General features: G+C 65.2%; 17 protein-coding genes and 2 riboswitches. Of the genes, 8 read left to right on the top strand and 9 right to left on the bottom strand.

Annotated features, from left to right (window positions below):
• Nucleotides 1-153: 153 nt before the first annotated feature.
• From AC066Y_RS36825 to AC066Y_RS36815, 3 genes are all read right to left on the bottom strand, one after another.
• A complete protein-coding gene (locus AC066Y_RS36825) occupies nt 154-1,326 on the bottom strand; it encodes a M20 aminoacylase family protein (protein WP_478278131.1) in 1,173 nt (390 codons plus the stop codon).
• Nucleotides 1,327-1,712: 386 nt separating this feature from the next.
• Nucleotides 1,713-2,381, bottom strand: coding sequence for a response regulator (locus tag AC066Y_RS36820; RefSeq protein ID WP_478278130.1), 669 nt, complete (start codon nt 2,379-2,381; stop codon nt 1,713-1,715).
• Nucleotide 2,382: 1 nt separating this feature from the next.
• Complete coding sequence (locus AC066Y_RS36815) at nt 2,383-3,756, bottom strand: sensor histidine kinase (RefSeq protein ID WP_478278129.1); 1,374 nt, start codon at nt 3,754-3,756, stop codon at nt 2,383-2,385.
• A gap of 221 nt (nt 3,757-3,977) precedes the next feature.
• Between AC066Y_RS36815 and AC066Y_RS36810 the strand changes: the two genes are divergently transcribed.
• The 7 genes from AC066Y_RS36810 (at nt 3,978) to AC066Y_RS36780 (ending at nt 9,711) form a co-directional block, all read left to right on the top strand.
• Nucleotides 3,978-4,754 (top strand): MotA/TolQ/ExbB proton channel family protein, encoded by a 777-nt coding sequence (locus tag AC066Y_RS36810; protein ID WP_478278128.1) that lies wholly within the window; start codon nt 3,978-3,980, stop codon nt 4,752-4,754.
• Nucleotides 4,751-5,422 carry a hypothetical protein gene (locus tag AC066Y_RS36805; RefSeq protein WP_478278127.1) on the top strand — a complete coding sequence of 224 codons (672 nt, stop codon included), beginning with the start codon at nt 4,751-4,753 and terminating at the stop codon, nt 5,420-5,422. The genes AC066Y_RS36810 and AC066Y_RS36805 overlap by 4 nt, the downstream gene beginning before the upstream one ends.
• Nucleotides 5,415-6,023, top strand: a complete 609-nt coding sequence (locus tag AC066Y_RS36800) for a hypothetical protein (protein WP_478278126.1) — start codon at nt 5,415-5,417, stop codon at nt 6,021-6,023. Before AC066Y_RS36805 ends, AC066Y_RS36800 begins: the two co-directional genes overlap by 8 nt.
• A gap of 637 nt (nt 6,024-6,660) precedes the next feature.
• Complete coding sequence (locus AC066Y_RS36795; RefSeq protein WP_256375171.1) at nt 6,661-6,795, top strand: hypothetical protein; 135 nt, start codon at nt 6,661-6,663, stop codon at nt 6,793-6,795.
• Complete coding sequence (locus AC066Y_RS36790; protein WP_478278125.1) at nt 6,792-7,385, top strand: TetR/AcrR family transcriptional regulator; 594 nt, start codon at nt 6,792-6,794, stop codon at nt 7,383-7,385. The genes AC066Y_RS36795 and AC066Y_RS36790 overlap by 4 nt, the downstream gene beginning before the upstream one ends.
• A gap of 107 nt (nt 7,386-7,492) precedes the next feature.
• On the top strand, nt 7,493-8,233 hold the full coding sequence (locus tag AC066Y_RS36785; protein WP_478278124.1) for a metallophosphoesterase family protein: 741 nt from the start codon (nt 7,493-7,495) through the stop codon (nt 8,231-8,233).
• A 5-nt stretch (nt 8,234-8,238) separates the two neighbouring features.
• Entirely contained in the window at nt 8,239-9,711 is a 1,473-nt protein-coding gene (locus AC066Y_RS36780; RefSeq protein ID WP_478278123.1) for a serine/threonine protein kinase, read from the top strand.
• On the opposite strand, the gene rpe is transcribed toward AC066Y_RS36780, so the two are convergent.
• Nucleotides 9,712-10,413, bottom strand: coding sequence for a ribulose-phosphate 3-epimerase (gene rpe, locus AC066Y_RS36775; RefSeq protein WP_456762169.1), 702 nt, complete (start codon nt 10,411-10,413; stop codon nt 9,712-9,714). It lies immediately after the preceding gene.
• A gap of 250 nt (nt 10,414-10,663) precedes the next feature.
• On the opposite strand from rpe, the gene AC066Y_RS36770 reads away from it, so the two are divergent.
• Complete coding sequence (locus tag AC066Y_RS36770; RefSeq protein WP_478278122.1) at nt 10,664-11,491, top strand: EF-hand domain-containing protein; 828 nt, start codon at nt 10,664-10,666, stop codon at nt 11,489-11,491.
• Nucleotides 11,492-11,686: 195 nt separating this feature from the next.
• On the opposite strand, the gene AC066Y_RS36765 is transcribed toward AC066Y_RS36770, so the two are convergent.
• From AC066Y_RS36765 to AC066Y_RS36745, 5 genes are all read right to left on the bottom strand, one after another.
• The gene (locus tag AC066Y_RS36765) at nt 11,687-12,682 is read right to left on the bottom strand and encodes a P1 family peptidase (protein ID WP_092115277.1); all 996 of its coding nucleotides are present in this window, start codon (nt 12,680-12,682) and stop codon (nt 11,687-11,689) included.
• Nucleotides 12,683-12,879: 197 nt separating this feature from the next.
• Entirely contained in the window at nt 12,880-14,424 is a 1,545-nt protein-coding gene (locus AC066Y_RS36760; protein ID WP_478278145.1) for a GMC family oxidoreductase, read from the bottom strand.
• Nucleotides 14,425-14,562: 138 nt separating this feature from the next.
• The gene (locus AC066Y_RS36755; RefSeq protein ID WP_478278144.1) at nt 14,563-16,134 is read right to left on the bottom strand and encodes an ABC transporter substrate-binding protein; all 1,572 of its coding nucleotides are present in this window, start codon (nt 16,132-16,134) and stop codon (nt 14,563-14,565) included.
• A gap of 38 nt (nt 16,135-16,172) precedes the next feature.
• Nucleotides 16,173-16,370, bottom strand: coding sequence for a hypothetical protein (locus tag AC066Y_RS36750; RefSeq protein WP_478278121.1), 198 nt, complete (start codon nt 16,368-16,370; stop codon nt 16,173-16,175).
• A gap of 65 nt (nt 16,371-16,435) precedes the next feature.
• Nucleotides 16,436-16,553: riboswitch (glycine riboswitch) on the bottom strand.
• 3 nt (nt 16,554-16,556) lie between these two features.
• Nucleotides 16,557-16,666: riboswitch (glycine riboswitch) on the bottom strand.
• A gap of 271 nt (nt 16,667-16,937) precedes the next feature.
• Nucleotides 16,938-18,056: a branched-chain amino acid ABC transporter substrate-binding protein gene (locus tag AC066Y_RS36745; protein WP_478278120.1), complete on the bottom strand. Its 1,119-nt coding sequence runs from the start codon at nt 18,054-18,056 to the stop codon at nt 16,938-16,940.
• Between the last annotated feature and the right edge of the window lie 109 nt (nt 18,057-18,165).

The raw sequence follows: 18,165 nt of genomic DNA, 5'->3' as shown, positions 1-18,165 counted from the left end.
TTCGGGGCGAGCAGACGATTGCCAAGTCACGGCACCGCTGCCGGCAGCGGCATTCACTACATGACGCAACAGCAGCCGCGCTCGTGAAAATGATCACGCCGGCGCGAATTGATCGCAACCGGCGTCATGTTCGTCGACGGCGTGTGGGCGGTGCTAGCCCGCCGGCATCTGCTTCTCGACCAGCCGCACCCAGTAGGACGCGCCGTGGCCGAGGATGTTGTCGTTGAACTTGTAGGCCGGGTGGTGGCACATCGGGCCGTCGCCCATGCCGAGGAAGACGAACGCGCCGGGGCGCGCTTCCAGCATGAAAGCGAAATCCTCGGCACCCATGACCGGCACCAGATTGTCGTTGACGCGGTCGGCGCCGGCCACATCGCGGGCAACCTCGGCGGCGATGCCGGCCTCGCGCGCATGGTTCAGCGTCACCGGATACATGCGCCCATAGTCCGTCTCCGCCGTGCCGCCATAGGCCTTGGCGATGTTGGAAGCAACCTCGCCGATCCGGCGCTCGACCAGATCCCGCACGCCGGGATCCAGCGTACGCACGGTGCCGCCCAGCGTGACGGTCTCCGGGATCACGTTGAACGCGGCGCCGGCCTCGAACATGGTAATCGAGATGACCGCCGATTTCAGCGGATCGACATTGCGCGACACGATCGATTGCAAAGCATTGATGATCTGGGCGCCGATCAGCACGCTGTCGACCGCCTCGTGCGGGGCGGCGCCGGCGTGGCCGCCCTTGCCGTGGACGACGATCTTCAAGGTGTCCGACGAGGCCAGCATCGGGCCGGGCGTGGTCGCGAAATAGCCCTCGGGCAGGCCGGGCATGTTGTGCAGGCCATAGACCTCCTGGATGCCCCAGCGGGTCATCAGCCCGTCGTCGACCATCGCCTTGCCGCCGGCGCCGCCTTCCTCGGCGGGCTGGAAGATCACGACCGCGGTGCCGTCGAAATTGCGGGTCTCGGTGAGGTATTTCGCGGCGCCGAGCAGCATCGCGGTGTGGCCGTCATGGCCGCAGGCGTGCATCTTGCCGGGGATCTTGGAGGCGTAGGCGACGCCCGAGGCCTCGGCGATCGGAAGCGCGTCCATGTCCGCGCGCAGCCCGATGGTCTTGCCCGAACCGGACTTGCGGCCGCGGATCACGCCGACCACGCCGGTGCGTCCGATCCCCGTCACCACCTCGTCGCAGCCGAACTCGCGCAGCTTGTCGGCAACGATGCCCGCGGTGCGGTGGACTTCGTAAAGCAGTTCAGGATTTTCATGGAAGTCATGGCGCCAGGCGGCCATTTCGTCCGAGAGGGCGGCAACGCGATTGACGATGGGCATGGGGAGTCCGTTTCTTGTGATTGCCTAGGGCGGGTCGGCAGCCTAGCGCAACCCGCCGTCTTGTCACGCGAAAGCAACCGTCATTCCGGGGGGCCCGAAGGGAAAAACTCAGATGCGCAATGCGCGGAAGAGTGCGGGATGTCGCGCTGATGCCAGAGCACGACGTTCCCGGGCGATGCGGCGTCTGCGCGATTTCTGAATATTGGAAATGTATCCCTGAGTTGCCCGACGTGTCAAGCTACCCTGTCGAACGCCGGCCGCTGCCAGCTCCTTTGCATGGGGTTGTTTTCGATATTTTGGCCGCGCGGACCTGCGAGGAGTTCCTCCACCGTCGCCCCGCGCAAGCCGAGAGGCGAACGCGAATCCGCGGACCGACTGATCGTCCCCTACAAATTGGCCAGTCCGCATTCGACGGCGAGGCGGACCAGCTGGGCGTCGGTCCGCATGCCGGTCTTGGCCTTGATCAGATAGTGGTAGTTCTGCACGGTCTTGGTGCTGAGGTTGAGATTGGCCGCGATCTGCTCCTTGGTGTGGCCGGCCGCGAACTGCCGGAGGATCTCGATCTCCCGCTCGCCGAGCTGGTCGAGCGCCGATTTGGCCGGCACCAGGCTCTCCAGCGCGAGCACCCGGGCGATGTCGTCGCTCATCGCATGCTCGCCGCGCGCCACTGAGCGGATCGCCGCGATCAGCTCGGCCGGCTCGCTGCCCTTGGTGACGAAGCCGCTGGCGCCGGCGCCGAACGCCGCCTTCACCTGGGCGGCCTCGCTGTGCATGCTGAAGACCAGGATGCGGGCGTCGGCATCGCGCGCGCGGATGTTGCGGATCGCTTCCAGTCCGCTCGCGCCGGGCATCGAGATGTCCATCACCACCACATCGGGCTGGTGCGACTTGAACGCGCGATAGGCATTGGCGGCGTTGTCGGCCTCGGCGACCACGCGGAAATCGTCTTGATGTTCGAGCACGCGCCGGTAGCCCTGACGGACGACGGGATGATCGTCGACCAGCAGGATCGAGATGCCCCGAGTCTTTACAGTTGTCGTCGACACGGTCGTCATCTCAGGCGGCGAGCGGGATCGTGGCAGCGACGGAGAGGCCGCGGCTGGCACGCGCGATCGACAGCGAGCCGCCGAGCGCTGCGACGCGCTCGCTCACGCCGGTGAGGCCGAAGCCTGCCGACTGCGCCACCTTGACGGCATCGCCGCCGCCATCGTCCTCGACCCGCACCAAGAGCGCGTTCTCGGCTCCGGTCCGCCGCTCGATCCGCAGCACGATCTCGCGCGCGGCGCTGTGGCGCAGCGCATTGGTCAGGCACTCCTGCGCGATGCGATAGGCGGTCGCTGCGACCGTGCCGCTGATGTCGGCCAGATCGCCCTGCAGATCGAGCTGGATCATCGGCTGCGTCGTGCGCGATCGCCAGCTGTCGACCAGATCGACCAGGCTTGCCTCCAGCCCGAGCTCCTCGGCCGGCGGATGGCGCAGGCGGTTCAACGTATCGCGCAGGCAGGCGATGATGCGGCGCGTGGCCTGGGAGATCATCCGCGCGTCCTGCGCAATTTCGGTGCCGGCGGCATATTTGTCTCCGGCGCTTGCCTCGATCGTGGTGGCGAAGGCGAGGATCGCGGTGAGATTCTGGCCGAACTCGTCGTGCAGCTCGCGGGCCAGCGCGCGGCGTTCGTCGCTGCGGATTTCGAGCAGCCGCCGCGTCAGCATCGTGCGCTCCTCCTCGGCCTGCGCGAGGCGGTCGCCGAGATCGCCGACGGCGCGTCCGATCATCGCGAGATCCATCGAGCGGACGCGCGGCAGCGGCGTGCGGTACTCGCCGTCGGCCATGCGCCGCAGCGCTGAGACGATCGAGTGCGCCGGTGCCAGCGTATGCGCGATCGCGAGCGAGGCGAGCAGCGCGATGGCGAGCGCCATCAGGAGCGCGACATGGATGTTGTCCAGGATGTGCTGCCAGGCGAGCGCGATCGCTGCGTCCGGATCGGAGACGGCGCGGACGGTTCCGGCGGTGGCGGTGGTGCGGGCGCTGATCGGCCGCTCGACGGTGGTATGTTCGCCGAGCACGGTCTGCACGGTTGCCGTGAACCAGCGCGGCGGCGCCTTGCCGATCCCCTTGCTCTGGCCACATAGCGGCTTCTCGAAGGCGTCGGCCGGTTCGAACTGCACGCAGATCCCCGGTGCGATCAGTCCCATGGTTTCGATGGTGCGCCAGTCCGGCGCCGGCAGCAGTTGTTCGCGCATCCGGTTGCTGCGCAGCAGCAATTCGCGCCAGTACAATGCTTCAAGCGCCTGCGAGACCCGCTCGGCGGACGCCGCCGTGGCGCGATCGACGCTGCGATAGGCATCGATCGTGGCCCAGACGGTGGCCGCGCCGAGGCACAGCGCGACGATGACGAGCAGGCGGGCGACCAGTTGAAGCACGAGGCGCATGCGATCACTCCACAGCCGGAGCATGATCCAGAAAGAGGGGCGAAGCGTAACAGCAACCCCGTTCCCGGCAAGTGCAAGCATGCCCAGCCATGCAGGTCGGGAAATTTGCCCGACGAAACTTGGGCAGATGTCTTTGGACGGCGCCCACCGGCTCTGCTCTAACGGGAGGCGAGGCCGTCGCTGAGCCTCATGGAACAGTCGCCGCAGGGAGATCACGCAGCATGAATGCCAAGGTCGGCGCCGCCGCATCGGCCGGCACGGATGCGGCGGAGCGCAGCGTCCTGCTGCTCTGGATGATCTTCACCGGTCTTTCGGTGTTCGCCGCCTTCCTGCTGTGGCGCTACGGGCTGATCCGCCTCATGGTCCGTTCCGATCGCACCTACATCTCCAGCGTCATCGCCGTGCTCTACATCGTCACCTGCATCCATTGCTTCTGGCGGACACGGGCGATTGCGCGGGAAGGGGAGGTCGCGCGCGGCTGCCGCGCCATCCTCGCCGCGCCCGATGGCGCCGAGGTTTTGGCATCGGATGCGCGCGGCCTGCCCGGTGGCCTCGTCACCGATCACATCAAGAGCCTGGTGCAGAAGGCCGATGCGCAAGCCAAGGGCCGCATCGACCAGACGTTGCTGTTGCGGACGCTGGCGGATCGCCTGCGCGGGTCGAACGGGTTTGGCGCCTTCGTCTCCGACACGCTGATGAAGCTCGGCCTGCTCGGCACCATCATCGGCTTCATCATCATGCTGGCGCCGATCGCCTCCCTCGATGCCGCCGACAAGGTCGCGATGAAATCGTCGATGGGCCTGATGAGCGACGGCATGGCGGTCGCGATGTACACGACGCTGGCCGGGCTGATCGGATCGATCCTGGTCCGGATCCAGTACTACATGCTGGATTCCGCGACCCAGCGGGTGTTCTCCGATGCGGTCGTGCTGACCGAGACGCACGTCACCCCGGCGCTGGAGCGTCGGTTTGGTACGCCCCTTGGAACGCCGCCATGATGGACGAGTTCGGGCTCTATCCGCGCGAGGAAGCATTCGATCCCCTCGGTGTCATGCTGTTCAAGGCGCTGCAGGTGATCGCCTTCCTGTTCTTCCTCGCGCTGCTCGCGGTGTCGCCAGATTCCAAGGAAGGCAAGATCGACTCCAAGGCGGAGTTCATCATCACGATGGACTGGCCGGACAACCATCCTGACGATCTCGACCTGTTCGTGCAGGACCCGGCCGGCAACATCGCCTGGTACCGGCATCGCGAGGCCGGCTTCCTGACGCTCGATCGCGACGATCGCGGCGGCGCCAACGACTTCATCGTGGTCAACGGCAAGAAGATCGCATCGCCGATCCGCGAGGAGATCGTCACCCTGCGCGGCATCGTCGCCGGCGAATACACCGTCAACGTTTCGCATTTCCAGGCGACGACCGGTGAGCCGGTGCAGGCCAATGTGAAGGTGCAGAAGCTCAATCCGACGGCGCAGGTGATCTTCGACGACAAGCTGACCGTCACTCACACCGGCGACGAGAAGACCGCGGTCAGGTTTCGCATCGACGCTGAGGGCAAGGTGATCAACGTGGATCAGCGGCCGAAATCGCTGCTGGAGACGTTTCGTAACGTCCACGCCAACGGCGCCGATCTAGACCCGAAGACCGGGGTGAGGATGCGTCGTGATTAGTCTGCAGTCGGTCATTCTTACGCTTGCGGTCGCCTACGCGGCGGTCGGTGCGTTGCTTCTGATCGTGCTGGTCTATGCGCGGCTGCACTGGTCGCTGAAGGCTGTCGTCATCGTCGTGACCAGCGCGTTCTATTTCGTCAGCTTCGGCGGCATGCGCGGCCTGCTCGGCTGGGCCTCCGCGGAAAGGCTGCCGGCGAACTTCAAGCTGCTGTCGACGCGGATCGTGGAGCCGCATTCGCTGCAGGGCGATCCGGGCTCGATTTATCTCTGGGTCGAGGAGCTTGATGAAGACAACCGGCCGAGCGCGGTGCCCCGCGCCTTCCGGATTCCCTACAGCGACGCGTTGGCCGAGCAGATCCACACCGCCGACAACGAGATCAAGGCCGGGCATCCGCAGGGCGGACGGGCAGCGGATTTCGGCGGCGGCGATGGGACCATCATGGATTTCGTCAGGGAGTACATCACGCCGAAGACGATCCTGGAGACATCAGGCGGCGATTCCACGACCGGGACCTTCGTGCCGCCGCCGGCGGGTGCGCAAGGATCGGTCTTTACGCCGCTGCCACCGCCGCGGATGCCGCCCAAGGACGAGCGGCAATAGCCGGATGCGACCAACACGAGGATGGCATAAAAATAGGGATCGCCAATAATCGGTCAGCCGGGCGGACAGTAGTCATCCGGAATTACTCAATTCCCTGAACCGTGTAGTCTGTGGATAACCGGGGCTAGATTTCATCCCCAAGCCATTTTCCCGGCAAAGGGGCCGCTGCGTGAAGCGGCCCCTTTCGATTCCGGAGTCAATTTCCAACACTTGAGGTTCCGGTGCTGTGAGGTGGCCTCAGAGCACCGTCAGGAATGCGATCGCGAGAACCATCAGCCACCCGACGATGACGAGCGAGACCACCGCGCCCGCGGTGATCTTGACGATCTCCTTGAAGGTCGTTGGACGATCCATACGGGCCTCTCCCGGGGGTGCCGTAGCGAGACATAGGCACCGACCCGGCTGATCGCGCCGCTTCTCACGGAACGGTGTAGCGCGCCATACGGCCGGGCCGCAGGGGCCCGGTGGGCCCTTCCGCATAGCTGTCATCTCGCAAAGTTTGTCTGACAGATATTGAAATCTGTCAGCGGGATGGCGTATATACTCAACAGCCCAAGGGAGGAGGGCGCCCAGTGGCTGTTCCGGCGTTTGGCCGGGGGAGCCGTACTTAATTTGACTACCTCGAAGGACTACCTCCATGACGATAGAAATCTTTCAATTGACCGCCCAGATTCAACAGTGGCTCAATCTTCGCGTCGCCCGCCATCTGGCAGCCCAGGCTGCCAAGTTCAGCCGCGGGCAGGACAGCGATAACCAGACGGTAAACGCATGAACGAGGCGGTGGTATTGACACCCGAGCGGATCCTCGAAGCAACCGAGGATGTTTTGAGGCGCTTCGGGCTCGCCAAGGCCACCGTTGTCGACGTTGCCCGTGCGCTGGATGTCAGCCACGGCAGCGTGTACCGCCATTTCCCCAGCAAAGCCTCGCTCCGCGATGCGGTCGCCAAACGCTGGCTCGACCGCGCCAACGAGCCGCTGTGCAAGCTCGCGGCAAGCGATGGCCCTGCGCCGGAACGGCTGGAGAAATGGCTGCGCACCGCCTTCACGATCAAGCAGAAGAAGGTCTGCGACGATCCCGAGATGTTCGCGACCTACCTCGCACTCGCGCAGGACGCGCGCGAAGTGGTGGAAGCCTACAAGGACAAGCAGGTCGATCTGATCGCGAAAATCCTGGCTGACGGTGTCGCGCAGGGCGTGTTCGAGGTCGACAATGTGAAGGCGACCGCGCGGGCCGTGTTCGACGCCACCGTCCGCTACCACCACCCGGCGCATGCCGAGGAATGGGCCAAGCCCGAATGTCCGTCGCGGATCGACGCCCTCATCGCCCTGCTGCTGCGGGGCGTGCGGGTGTGCAAGCACTAACCGACCGTTCTTCCGACATACCCTGATCATCTGATGCCTTTGGCCCGATTGCGAGCCGGGGGCCGCGTGTGCTTGATATCGGGCACGGATCAGCAGCACGGACCACGATGCGGCTTGCGCTCTTTGCCGATATTCACGCTAACCGGCAGGCCTTCGCGGCCTGTCTCGATGCTGCGCGTGCGCGCGGCGCCGAACGGCTGATCTGCCTCGGCGATATCGTCGGCTACGGCGCCGATCCCGAATGGGCCGTCGACACCGTGATGGACCTCGTCGCAAAGGGCGCGATCGCGGTGCGCGGCAATCATGACAATGCGATCGGCGTGCCGAGCGACAGCATGAATGCCGATGCGCAGGCCGCGATCGACTGGACCCGCGGCCGGCTCAGCGCCGGGCAGAAGGAGTTCCTCGCCGAGCTTCCAATGTGGCGGGAAGAGAATAACCGGCTCTACGTGCATTCGGAGGCGTCCGACCCCGTGAAGTGGCGCTACGTCCGTGACACCTCCGACGCCGCGCGCAGCATGATGGCGACCGAATTGCAGATCACCTTCTGCGGCCACATCCATCGTCCGGGCCTCTACTCGATGTCCTCGACTGCGAAGATGACGAGCTTCGTTCCGACCGCGGGCGTCGCGGTGCAATTATTGACGGGGCGGCGCTGGCTCGCCGTGCTCGGCTCGGTCGGCCAGCCGCGCGACGGCGATCCCGCGGCATCGTTTGCGATGTTCGACACCGCAAGCCGCGAGATCACCTATCACCGCGTGCCCTACGACGTCGCGACCGCTGCGGCGCGGATCAAGGCCAACGGCCTGCCGCTCTGGCTCGCCGATCGTCTTTCGATCGGCAGGTGAGCGACATGGCGGCGCTGACGATGCAGGCGGGCGCCGAGATCGATGGCTTCACCATCGGCGAGCGGGTGCATCGCGGCGGCATGGCGACGTTGTGGACCGTCACCCATCCCGGCATCACCGTGCCGCTTTTGATGAAGGTGCCGCTGACCTCGGAGGGCGAGGATCCGGCAGCGATCGTCAGCTTCGAGATGGAGCAGATGATCCTGCCGCGGCTGTCGGGGCCGCACGTGCCGGCCTGTTTCGGCACCGGCGATTTCGAGCGCCAGGCCTATGTGGTGATGGAGCGCATCCCCGGCCAGACGCTCTACAAGCGGCTCGACGCGCTGCCGTTGCCGTATGAGGAGGTAAGGGTGATCGGCGGCAAGGTCGCGACCGCGCTCGCCAGCCTGCACCGACAGAACGTCATCCATCACGACATCAAGCCGAGCAGCATCATGTTCCGCGAGCGCGGCGAGGCGGTGCTGATCGATTTCGGCCTCTCGCATCACCAGCATCTGCCCGACCTGTTGCAGGAGGAGTTTCGCCTGCCTTACGGCACCGCGCCCTACATGGCGCCGGAGCGCCTGCTCGGCGTGCGCGACGATCCGCGCAGCGACCTGTTTTCGCTCGGCGTGCTGCTCTATTTCTTCACCACCGGGGTCCGTCCGTTCGGCGAGACCGAAACGCTGCGCGGCATGCGCCGGCGGCTGTGGCGCGACCCCTATCCGCCGCGCAAGCTGAAGCCCGACTATCCGCCTTGGTTGCAGGAGATCGTGCTGCGCTGTCTGGAGATCGATCCGGCGGCGCGCTATCCGACCGCGGCGCAGCTCGCCTTCGATCTCGGCCATCCCGAGCAGGTGAAGCTGACCGCGCGGGCGCAGCGGGTCGATCGCGATCCGGTCGGCACTGTCTGGCGCCGCCGCTTCAATCTCGGCGCGGCGCCGCCGCAGCCGAGGTCCGATGTCGCGGCGCAGCTCGCCTCGAGCCCGATCGTCGCCGTCGCGCTCGATCTCGGCGAGGGGACCGAGGCGCTGAACGAGACCATCCGCGTCACTGCCGAGCAGGTGCTGTCGACGTCGCCGTCGGCGCGGCTCGCCTGCGTCAACGTGCTGAAGCTCAATCGCCTGGCGATCGACCGCACCCATGACGATCAGGGCCAGAACAAGCATGTCGACCGCCTGGTGGCGCTCCAGCATTGGGCGCGGCCGTTCAGGCTCGCGGAGGGGCGGCTGACCGTGCATGTGCTGGAGGCGATCGATCCCGCCGCCGCGATCCTGGAATTCGCCGCGGTCAATCTGGTCGACCACATCATCATCGGCGCGCGGCAGAACTCGGTGCGGCGTGCGCTGCTCGGCAGCGTGTCCGCCAAGGTCGCCGGGGAAGCGCCGTGCACCGTGACCGTGGTGCGGCCGTCGCGGCTGACGCCGGCGACGGACGCTGAAGACGGCGCGGCGGACCCGACGGCCAGTGCCGCGGTCACGCCGCCCGCGCTGTTTTGATCAGATCGCTTCGCCGCGCGCCTCGGCGGCCGCATGGCGGATCGCGGCGATGTTGGTCTTGTACGCCTCGGCGGTGCCGCCCTTGAAGACGGCGGATCCCGCGACAAAGGCATTGGCGCCGGCTGCGGCGAGCTGGCCCGCGACATCGGGCGCGACGCCGCCATCGACCTCGATGTCGATCGGGCGGCCCGCTGTCATCGCCCTGACGTCAGAGATCTTGCCGATCGCCGAGCGGATGAAGGCCTGGCCGCCGAAGCCGGGATTGACCGACATCACGAGCACCAGGTCGATCAGGTCGAGCACATATTCGATCGCGCTCACAGGCGTTGCCGGATTGAGCGAGACGCCGGCCTTCTTGCCGAGCGCGCGGATCGCCTGCAGCGAGCGATGCAAATGCGGGCCGGCCTCGGCATGCACCGTGATGTGGTCGCAGCCCGCTTTGGCGAACGCCTCGAGATAGGGATCGCAGGGCGAGATCATCAGATGGGCGTCGAAGATCTTCTTGGTGTGCGGCCGCATCGCCTTGATGACATCCGGGCCGTAGGAAATGTTCGGCACAAAATGTCCGTCCATCACGTCGAGATGGATCCAGTCGGCGCCGGCCTGGTCGACGGCGCGGACCTCCTCGCCGAGCTTTGAGAAATCCGACGCCAGGATCGACGGAGCGATGACGAGGGGACGCGGGGTGAATGACTGAGTCATAGCGCAGTTCCGAAAGGCTTCAGGGGGCGACGGGTGATCCCGCCTAACACGCGGACGCGTGGCGGGCAATGCGAGCGGACGGCACCTCGGAGCCGGAAAATTCTGCCGCCGGCGGCAGCTCTTGCCGGGTGCGCGGAACCTGCATGATGCGCCAAGGCCTGGTTTTATTGCGTTTTTGCCATGGCATGCCGCTTGCTGCGCCTTTGGCAAGCGTTTGAGCCGCCATGCGCGGCCTTGTTGGAGTATTGCCATGTTATTTGCCATTGGCGCTGCGTCATCCGCCATCGATCTTTTGAGCTCGCTGATGTCGTCGAAGTCGACGACACAGACCGGCAGCTCCACGCAGGGAAATCAGTCGGCCGGGCTGTTCTCGGCCTCGACCGATAGCTCGACATCGACCAGCAGCCGCACGGGCACCGGCTCGGGCAGCAGCAGCTCCACGCAGATTTCGCCGCTGACCATGAGCGCGCTGCTCGACGCGCAGAGCCAGTCGCAGACCACGGCTTCGACCAGCACGGCACCGACCAGCCGGTCCGATGCGCTGAAGGACCTGTTCTCGCAGATCGACGCCGACGGCAACGGCCAGATCACCAAAGCGGAATTCGAGAAGGCGCTCGGTGCCGGCGGTACCAACACCGCGCAGGCCGACGACGTGTTCTCCAAGCTCGATACCAATGGCGACGGCAGCGTCAGCCTCGACGAGATGTCGCAGGCGTTGCAGGGCCACAAGGGCGGCGGCCATCACCATCACCACGCGGCCGGCGGCGCGACCGACGGGTCCGGCGCCAGCAGCGGCTCGGGCGGATCGAGCTCCGATCCGCTGATGCAGGCGCTGAACGGTGCGACCTCGACGTCGGTGACCAACAGCGACGGCTCGACTACGACAACGACGACCTATGCCGACGGCTCCAAGGTGTCGATGACGTCGGCGGCCACGTCGTCGACCACCGGCAGCGCGAACTCGTCCTCCGCCGGCAGCAATGCGACCTCGTCCTACAATTTCATCGAGCAGCTGATCCAGCGCCAGTCGCAGGCGATCTCGGCCCAGGCCTCGTCGTCACTGTCGGTCAGCGCTTAACACATCACATTGTCAGAGGCGGCATAGCCGCAAACTCCGCCTCGCCCCGCGCGGGCCGGAACGCATCGTGAGATGCGTTCCGGGTGAAGGGGAGCCTCCGCGAGTCCGTCAATCACTGATGATGCGGAAGCAGCCCCTCACCCCAACCCTCTCCCCGTAAGAACGGGGCGAGGGAGCACCACCGTATTCGCGGCCCTAACCGAACCGGTCCTGCCAGCTCGGCAGCGCGCCGGGGAAGGGCAGGGCGGTGGCTGAATGGACGCCGCGTGCGATGGCGCGCGCCACCGTGTTGGCGGCGATCGCGCCGAGCTTGGTCAGCCCAAACAGCGGATCGACCGGCTTTGCGCCGGTGGCGGCGGCAAACACCACATCGCCATCGAGCGGGGCGTGCACCGGATAGATCGCGCGCGCCATGCCGGTCTGCGCGATCATCGCAAGGCGCTTCGCCTGCGGCTTGGTCAGCTGCGCATCGGTCACGACAACGACGAGCGTGGTGTTCTCGGCGGCGGTGGCGTCCGCGCCGCCCTTCAGCCGCAGCTTCAGCATGTCCGGCGTGAACGCGGGCGGCAGGCCGCGACCGCCGAATTCGCCATCGACCTCGAACGGCGCCGCCCAGAACCACGCGCCGCTGCCGACCGTGACGCTGCCGACTGCGTTAACCACCGCGAGCGCCGCCACCTTGACGCCGTCGTCGGTCACGGCGGACGCCGAGCCGAGGCCGCCCTTGAGGGTGGCGGTGGTCGCGCCCATGCCGGCGCCGACGCTGCCGAGCTCGAAATTGCCGGAGGCGGCATTCGCCGCCGCATAGCCGAGATCGCGATAGGGCGGAAAGCGTCCCCACGCCTTGTTGCCGCCGTTGAGCAGATCGAAGCAGATCGCGCCCGGCACGATCGGGATCACCGCATCGCGGATGCGAAAGCCGCGGCCGCGCTCGGCAAGCCAGGCCTGCACGCCGCCGGCCGCATCTAACCCGAGCGCGGAGCCGCCGGACAGCGTGATGGCGTCGATCGCCTCGACGACGTTGTGCGGGGACAGCAACGCGTCCTCGCGGGTGCCCGGACCGCCGCCGCGGACGTCGATCGAGGCCACCGCCGGCCGCTCGAACAGGATGGCGGTGACGCCGGAAGCGATCACGGCATCGTCGGCGTGGCCGACGCTGACGCCGGCAATATCGGTGAGAAGGTTCTTCACGATCGAGTCCGTCCGCGCCTTGTCCGAGCTTTGGCTGCTCCAACCGGTATAGCAGCCGCGGCGGGCTCGGCCAGAGCGTTTTCGAGCGAAGTGGACACCGGTTCGTGTGAAGAAAACGCTTCAAGACAAGAATCTAGAGCTTCGGTTCTGATTCAATCAGAACCGAAAATGCTCTAGAGGCGCGTTGACGGCCTGGTTTATGACCTCATCATCCGGGCAATGGCTTCGCCAATGACAACCGTTGTGAAGTGCGTATTGGCCCGGCAATCGGACGGCATGATCGATGCGTCGGCGACCCGCAGGCCGCGGATGCCCTTCACCGTACCGTCGGGATTGACCACGCCCGCGGGATCGTTGACGCCGGCCATCCGGCAGCTGCCGGCTGCATGCTGGATATCGCCGGTCTCCCGTCGCAACACCGCCTCGAGCTCGGCTGTTGGCAGGGCTGCGGCGGCTGGCAGGGTCAGCTCGGTATCTCCGAGACGGATCCAGTCCGATATGCCGGCCAGTGCCGGCTGCATGGCCAGGACGGTGAACCGCTTCACCGCATCGGTCATGCGCAGCATGTCGCGTTGATCGGCCAGCATGTTCTCCTCGACGATCGGATCGATCATCGGATCGGGCGAAGCCAGTTTCAGCTGACCACGCGAATAGGCATTGAACAATCCCGCGCCGATCGCTCCGGGATTTCCGATGCCGCGATGGTTGAAACCGATCATGATCATATCGCGCTTGCCGCCGTCGGCGAGACCGGACGAATATGTCACGCAGCAATTGGTATGACGCGTGTCCGGATCGGTGGGCCGCAGCTCCTCACGCAGCTGGATCGTCATGCGAAATAGCGGATGGTCGAAGAAATTGCGGCCGACCGGCAGATCACGCTCGACCGCGATCCCCATGGCTCGCAGCTCCTCCGCCGGGCCAATGCCCGATCGCAGCAGGATCGCGGGGCTGTGGATGGCGCCGCCGCACAGCACGATCTCGCGTGCGTCGATCTCGCTGGTGCCCTTGCCGTCGATATGGACCCGGACCCCGGTCGCCCTGCCGTCGCGGATCAGGACCCGGTCGACCAGCGCCTTGCCACGGATCTCCAGATTGGCGCGGCCACGCGCCGGCTCGAGATAGCCTTCGTTGGTTGTGATGCGACGGCCGTTGCGGCTGTTGATCGGATAGCAGGCAACGCCTTCGCCATCCGGGCCGTTGACATCGGCGCACCACGGATAGCCACTGGCGAGCGCCGCATCGCGCAGGGCGTGATCAATCGGGCCCCACGTCTCTAGCGGCGCGCGATAGACCGGCAGCGGACCGCCGCGTCCATGTCCCTTGGTGTCGCCGAATTCCTCGTCGTCCTCGATGTCAGAGAAAAGCGGCATGATCTCGCGCGCGGACCAGCCGGTGCAGCCGAGCGCGGTCCATTCGTCGAAAGCATCCGCGACGCCGCGAATGGCGATCTGGCCGTTCATCATCGAGCTGCCGCCCAGCCCCTTGCCGCGCCAATAGAAGCGCGGCTCCTGCCCCGCGATGCGGCGGGTCAGGAGGTCGGGCCACTGCCACTTCTCCTGGAATTCCCGCTGGTGAATGATGGGAATCGGATTGGGCGTCCTGATCTCCCAGGGCGCTTCATCGGCACGCCAGTCGAGGCCCGCTTCCAGCAGCAGCACCCGCCGGTTTCGATCCTCGGACAACCGGGCGGCAATGGCAGCGCCGGCAGAGCCGCCGCCGACGACGATCACATCGTACATGGTATCACGTGACATGGCATCAAACCTTGCTGTGTCGGAAAGTCCAAACAAGGGACATCAGATGACATCCCGACATCTCTGATGTTTCTCGTTTCATCACGCGGCGGCCCGCGTTGATCAGAATCATGCGGGTTGAGACTACTCGGGTTTATCGATGTTCCAGAACAGCGGCGTGGCCGGACCATCGAGCATGCCTGTCAGCTCCTTGTGCCACACGCTCGGCGCAAAATACTGGCCCAGGGGAACGTAAGTCACCTCGTCGAGCGCGCGCGCTTGAATCTCCGCCGCGATCTTCTTCTGGGCCACGGGCGAGCCGGCGCGGGCGAAGGCATCGCGAAGGCTCTCCATTTGCGGGTCGTCCGGCCAGCCGACCCATCCGCCCTTGCGACCCCTGCTGTTCAGGGGAGCGCTGACGACGGGATTCATGATGTCGGCAATGCCCCAGTTGGTGAAGAACATGTTCCAACCGCCTTCCTTCGGCGGCTTCTGGCTTGCGAAGACCATGTTCGCTGTCTGCCAGTCCATGGACTGGACCGTCACCTGGAAGCCAGCCTGACGCAGCAGCTGCGCGGCGACGATGGGCTGCGTCTTGAGGGTCACCACATCGGTCGGTGCCAGCATCACGACCGGCGTGCCGTCGTAACCGGATTCGGCCAGCAGCTTCTTGGCCTCGACCATGCCGCCGCCCTTGACGAGAGAGTCCGATCCGAGATCGGAGGCGAGCGGTGTGTCGCAGCCGAAAACGGCGCCGCAAATCTTATAGAGCTTCGGATCCCCGACCATGGCGTCGAGTATGTCCTTCTGGCTCAGCGCCATCATGGCAGCCCGGCGCACCTTGAGGTTGTCGAATGGCGGATAAAGAAAGTTCATCCGCCCGATCGTCTGGAATCCGAGGCCGCTCAAAGGGAGCGACGTCAAATCCTTGTCGGCTTGCAGGATCGGCAGCATGTCGAATGACGGCCGCTCCAGGAAATCGATGTCGCCGGACTGAAGCGCGCTGGTTGCAGTCTGAACGTCGGGCATCGTGATCCATTCGACGCGATCGACCTTCACCACCTTGCCGCCTGAGGTCCAGCTTGGCGGCTCGGCGCGCGGCACATAGTCCTTGTTCTTCTCGTAGACGGCCTTCACGCCGGGCTGGAATTCCGTCGCGACGAACTTGAAAGGTCCCGAGCCGATCTGCTCGGGGATCGGCCGATCCGACGGTGTGTCGGCAAGGCGCTTCGGCATCATGAAAGGTACAAGCGTGGATGGCTTACCGAGCGACTCCAGCACCAGGCCGTAGGGTTCCTTGAGTTTCAGCACGATCGTCCTGGTGTCGGGGGCCTCAAGGCCGGCGGTGAAGTCCATCAGCTTCTGGCCCATGCCGTCGACGGCAGCCCAGCGCTTCAATGACGCGATGCAGTCGTCCGCAGTCACCGGCGTTCCGTCATGCCACTTCAGGCCGTCGCGCAGCGTGAACGTGTAAGTCAGCTTGTCGTCGGACACCTTCCAATCCGCCATTTGAGGCCGGATCGTGAAGCTGGAGTCCATCGCCACCAGCGTGTCGTAGACCATATAGCCGTGGTCACGCGTGATGTAGGCTGACGAAACGATCGGATCGAGCGCCCGCAGGTCCGAATGCATCACTGCCCTGATCGTCTTGGCGTGAGACAGGCCGGGCCATACGAGAGCGGTGGCGACCAGCAGCCCGCGTAACGCGGTTTTCATTGACATCGAGGTGTTTCTGGCTCGCGTGGTGGCTGACATCATTTTCCTCGGATGAACGCTGAACGGACTTCGATCGGCGCGTTGAAGAGCGCATTGGTTGAATGGAAGCCGCCCGCCGGTTCGGGATGGCCTTTGTCATGGCGTCGAGACATCCGTCGAAGGCAATCGCGCGTCCGCGTCGCACGGATGGTCGTTGCACCGGCGAGGCCGGCGCAGACGGCTGCAATGATGGGCATGTTTAGAACAGGCTCCCGGACGCTAGAGTCGCCCCGACGCCGGCCTAAACCGGTGGAGGCGCCCCATCTGTCTCGGTACCTGAGAGCTTCATCCGCTGGAGCCCTTTGCTCGACGCAATGGCTCGATGACGGATATCCCCTTCGGTGGACACCGCATCAAGGATACGGTGTCTCTCTCCAGATCGTCCTGACGACACGGTCCTTGTGCCTGAGAGTTTCCGGGGCGGTTGCTCCGTCGGCGCCGAACACGAAAGCGAAGTGCTCGCTTTCGTTTCGATCTCTCCCGCATCGTCGCGTTGGACGCTCAAAACGTTATTGTGCGCTGCCAAACCAGGCAAGACTAAACTTCAATCGGGACTTGCCCAGATCATGTGCGATCGATCTCGCGGGGCTCATCGCTCCGTCGACTGCGTGCTCGAGCAGTTCGGGAAGGGATCTGCTGAAACAGAAGCGGTATTCTGTCTACGCGGCGTCATGCGACAAGCCGGGCGTGCCGATCCTGCCCAAAACAAAAACGCCCCGGCGAACCGGGGCGTTGTTCTCGGATTCAGATCAGGCGCGAGAGGCTCAGGAGCCCTTCGGATTGATCTCGGTGTAGTTGCCCTTGGCGTCCCACTTGTAGACGACGTAGTCGATCGCCTTGATGTCGCCCTTGGCGTCGAAGCCCATCTTGCCGAGCACGGTGTCCCAGTCGCCGGCCTTGATGGTGTCCATCACCTTCTTGGCGTCGGTGGTGCCGGCCTTGGCGACGGCCTGCGTCCACACCTGCATCGCGGCGTAGGTGTAGAGCGTGTAGCCTTCGGGATCGATGTTCTTGGCCTTGAACTTCTCGACGATCGCCTTCGCGGTCGGCTTGTTGCGCGGATCGGGGCCGAAGGTGAACAGCGTGCCTTCGGCGGCGGGGCCGGTGATCGAGGCGAACTCCTTGTCGTTCATGGCGTCGCCCGCCATCAGCACGGTCTGCAGGCCCTGGTCGCGCATCTGGCGCAGGATCAGGCCGGCTTCCTGATGATAGCCGCCGACATAGACCAGATCGATATTGTCGCGCTTCAGGCGCGAGACGATCGAGTTGAAGTCCTTGTCGCCCTTGTTGTAGGACTCGAACATCTTCTCCTGGAAGCCGGCCTTGTTCAGCGCCTTCTTGGTCTCGTCGGCGAGGCCTTTGCCGTAGGTGGTCTTGTCGTTCAGGATCGCGACGTTCTTGCCCTTGTAGTTCTTCATGATGTAGTCGGCGGCGACCAGGCCCTGCTGGTCGTCACGGCCGCAGACGCGCGCCACGTTCCAGAGCTTGCGCTCGGTGAACAGCGGGTTGGTCGAGGCCGGGGTGATCTGCAGCACGTTGGCGTCGGCATAGGCCTCGGAGGCCGGGATCGAGGACGACGAGCAGAAGTGGCCGGCCACGAACGGGATCTTCGCGGAGCCGATCTTTTCCGCGATCGAGCGCGCCTGCTTCGGATCGCAGGCATCGTCGTCGGCTTCCAGCGCGAGCTTCTTGCCGAGCACGCCACCGGCGGCGTTGATGTCGGCGACTGCCTGCTCGGCGCCGTTCTTCATCTGCCGGCCAAAAGCGGATTCGGAGCCCGTCATCGGGCCCGCGACTGCGATGGTGATGTCTTGCGCGAACGCGTTCGCCGATAATGCGAACGACGCGCACAGTGCCAGGCCGATCAGCTTCAGTGATTTCATGAGACGTCCCTCGTGGTCGTTGCCTCTTGCGGAAGGGCCCGGCACGCCGGGTCCCAAAACCGCCGGCATTCTCGGCTGATTTCGCGGCGAAGTCACCGGCAATTTTCAG

The sequence above is a fragment of the Bradyrhizobium sp. USDA3010 genome, assembly GCF_056429065.1.
The sequence above is the reverse complement of the archived record's forward strand: the minus strand, read 5'-3'. Positions and strand labels throughout refer to the sequence as shown.

Bases quoted from the DNA above. Each gene is read 5' to 3' on its own strand.
- AC066Y_RS36825 (WP_478278131.1), bottom strand. From the start codon at position 1,326: ATGCCCATCGTCAATCGCGTTGCCGCCCTCTCGGACGAAATGGCCGCC.
- AC066Y_RS36820 (WP_478278130.1), bottom strand. From the start codon at position 2,381: ATGACGACCGTGTCGACGACAACTGTAAAGACTCGGGGCATCTCGATC.
- AC066Y_RS36815 (WP_478278129.1), bottom strand. From the start codon at position 3,756: ATGCGCCTCGTGCTTCAACTGGTCGCCCGCCTGCTCGTCATCGTCGCG.
- AC066Y_RS36810 (WP_478278128.1), top strand. From the start codon at position 3,978: ATGAATGCCAAGGTCGGCGCCGCCGCATCGGCCGGCACGGATGCGGCG.
- AC066Y_RS36805 (WP_478278127.1), top strand. From the start codon at position 4,751: ATGATGGACGAGTTCGGGCTCTATCCGCGCGAGGAAGCATTCGATCCC.
- AC066Y_RS36795 (WP_256375171.1), top strand. From the start codon at position 6,661: ATGACGATAGAAATCTTTCAATTGACCGCCCAGATTCAACAGTGGCTC.
- AC066Y_RS36790 (WP_478278125.1), top strand. From the start codon at position 6,792: ATGAACGAGGCGGTGGTATTGACACCCGAGCGGATCCTCGAAGCAACC.
- AC066Y_RS36785 (WP_478278124.1), top strand. From the start codon at position 7,493: ATGCGGCTTGCGCTCTTTGCCGATATTCACGCTAACCGGCAGGCCTTC.
- AC066Y_RS36780 (WP_478278123.1), top strand. From the start codon at position 8,239: ATGGCGGCGCTGACGATGCAGGCGGGCGCCGAGATCGATGGCTTCACC.
- rpe (WP_456762169.1), bottom strand. From the start codon at position 10,413: ATGACTCAGTCATTCACCCCGCGTCCCCTCGTCATCGCTCCGTCGATC.
- AC066Y_RS36770 (WP_478278122.1), top strand. From the start codon at position 10,664: ATGTTATTTGCCATTGGCGCTGCGTCATCCGCCATCGATCTTTTGAGC.
- AC066Y_RS36760 (WP_478278145.1), bottom strand. From the start codon at position 14,424: ATGTACGATGTGATCGTCGTCGGCGGCGGCTCTGCCGGCGCTGCCATT.
- AC066Y_RS36755 (WP_478278144.1), bottom strand. From the start codon at position 16,134: ATGAAAACCGCGTTACGCGGGCTGCTGGTCGCCACCGCTCTCGTATGG.
- AC066Y_RS36750 (WP_478278121.1), bottom strand. From the start codon at position 16,370: ATGCCCATCATTGCAGCCGTCTGCGCCGGCCTCGCCGGTGCAACGACC.
- AC066Y_RS36745 (WP_478278120.1), bottom strand. From the start codon at position 18,056: ATGAAATCACTGAAGCTGATCGGCCTGGCACTGTGCGCGTCGTTCGCA.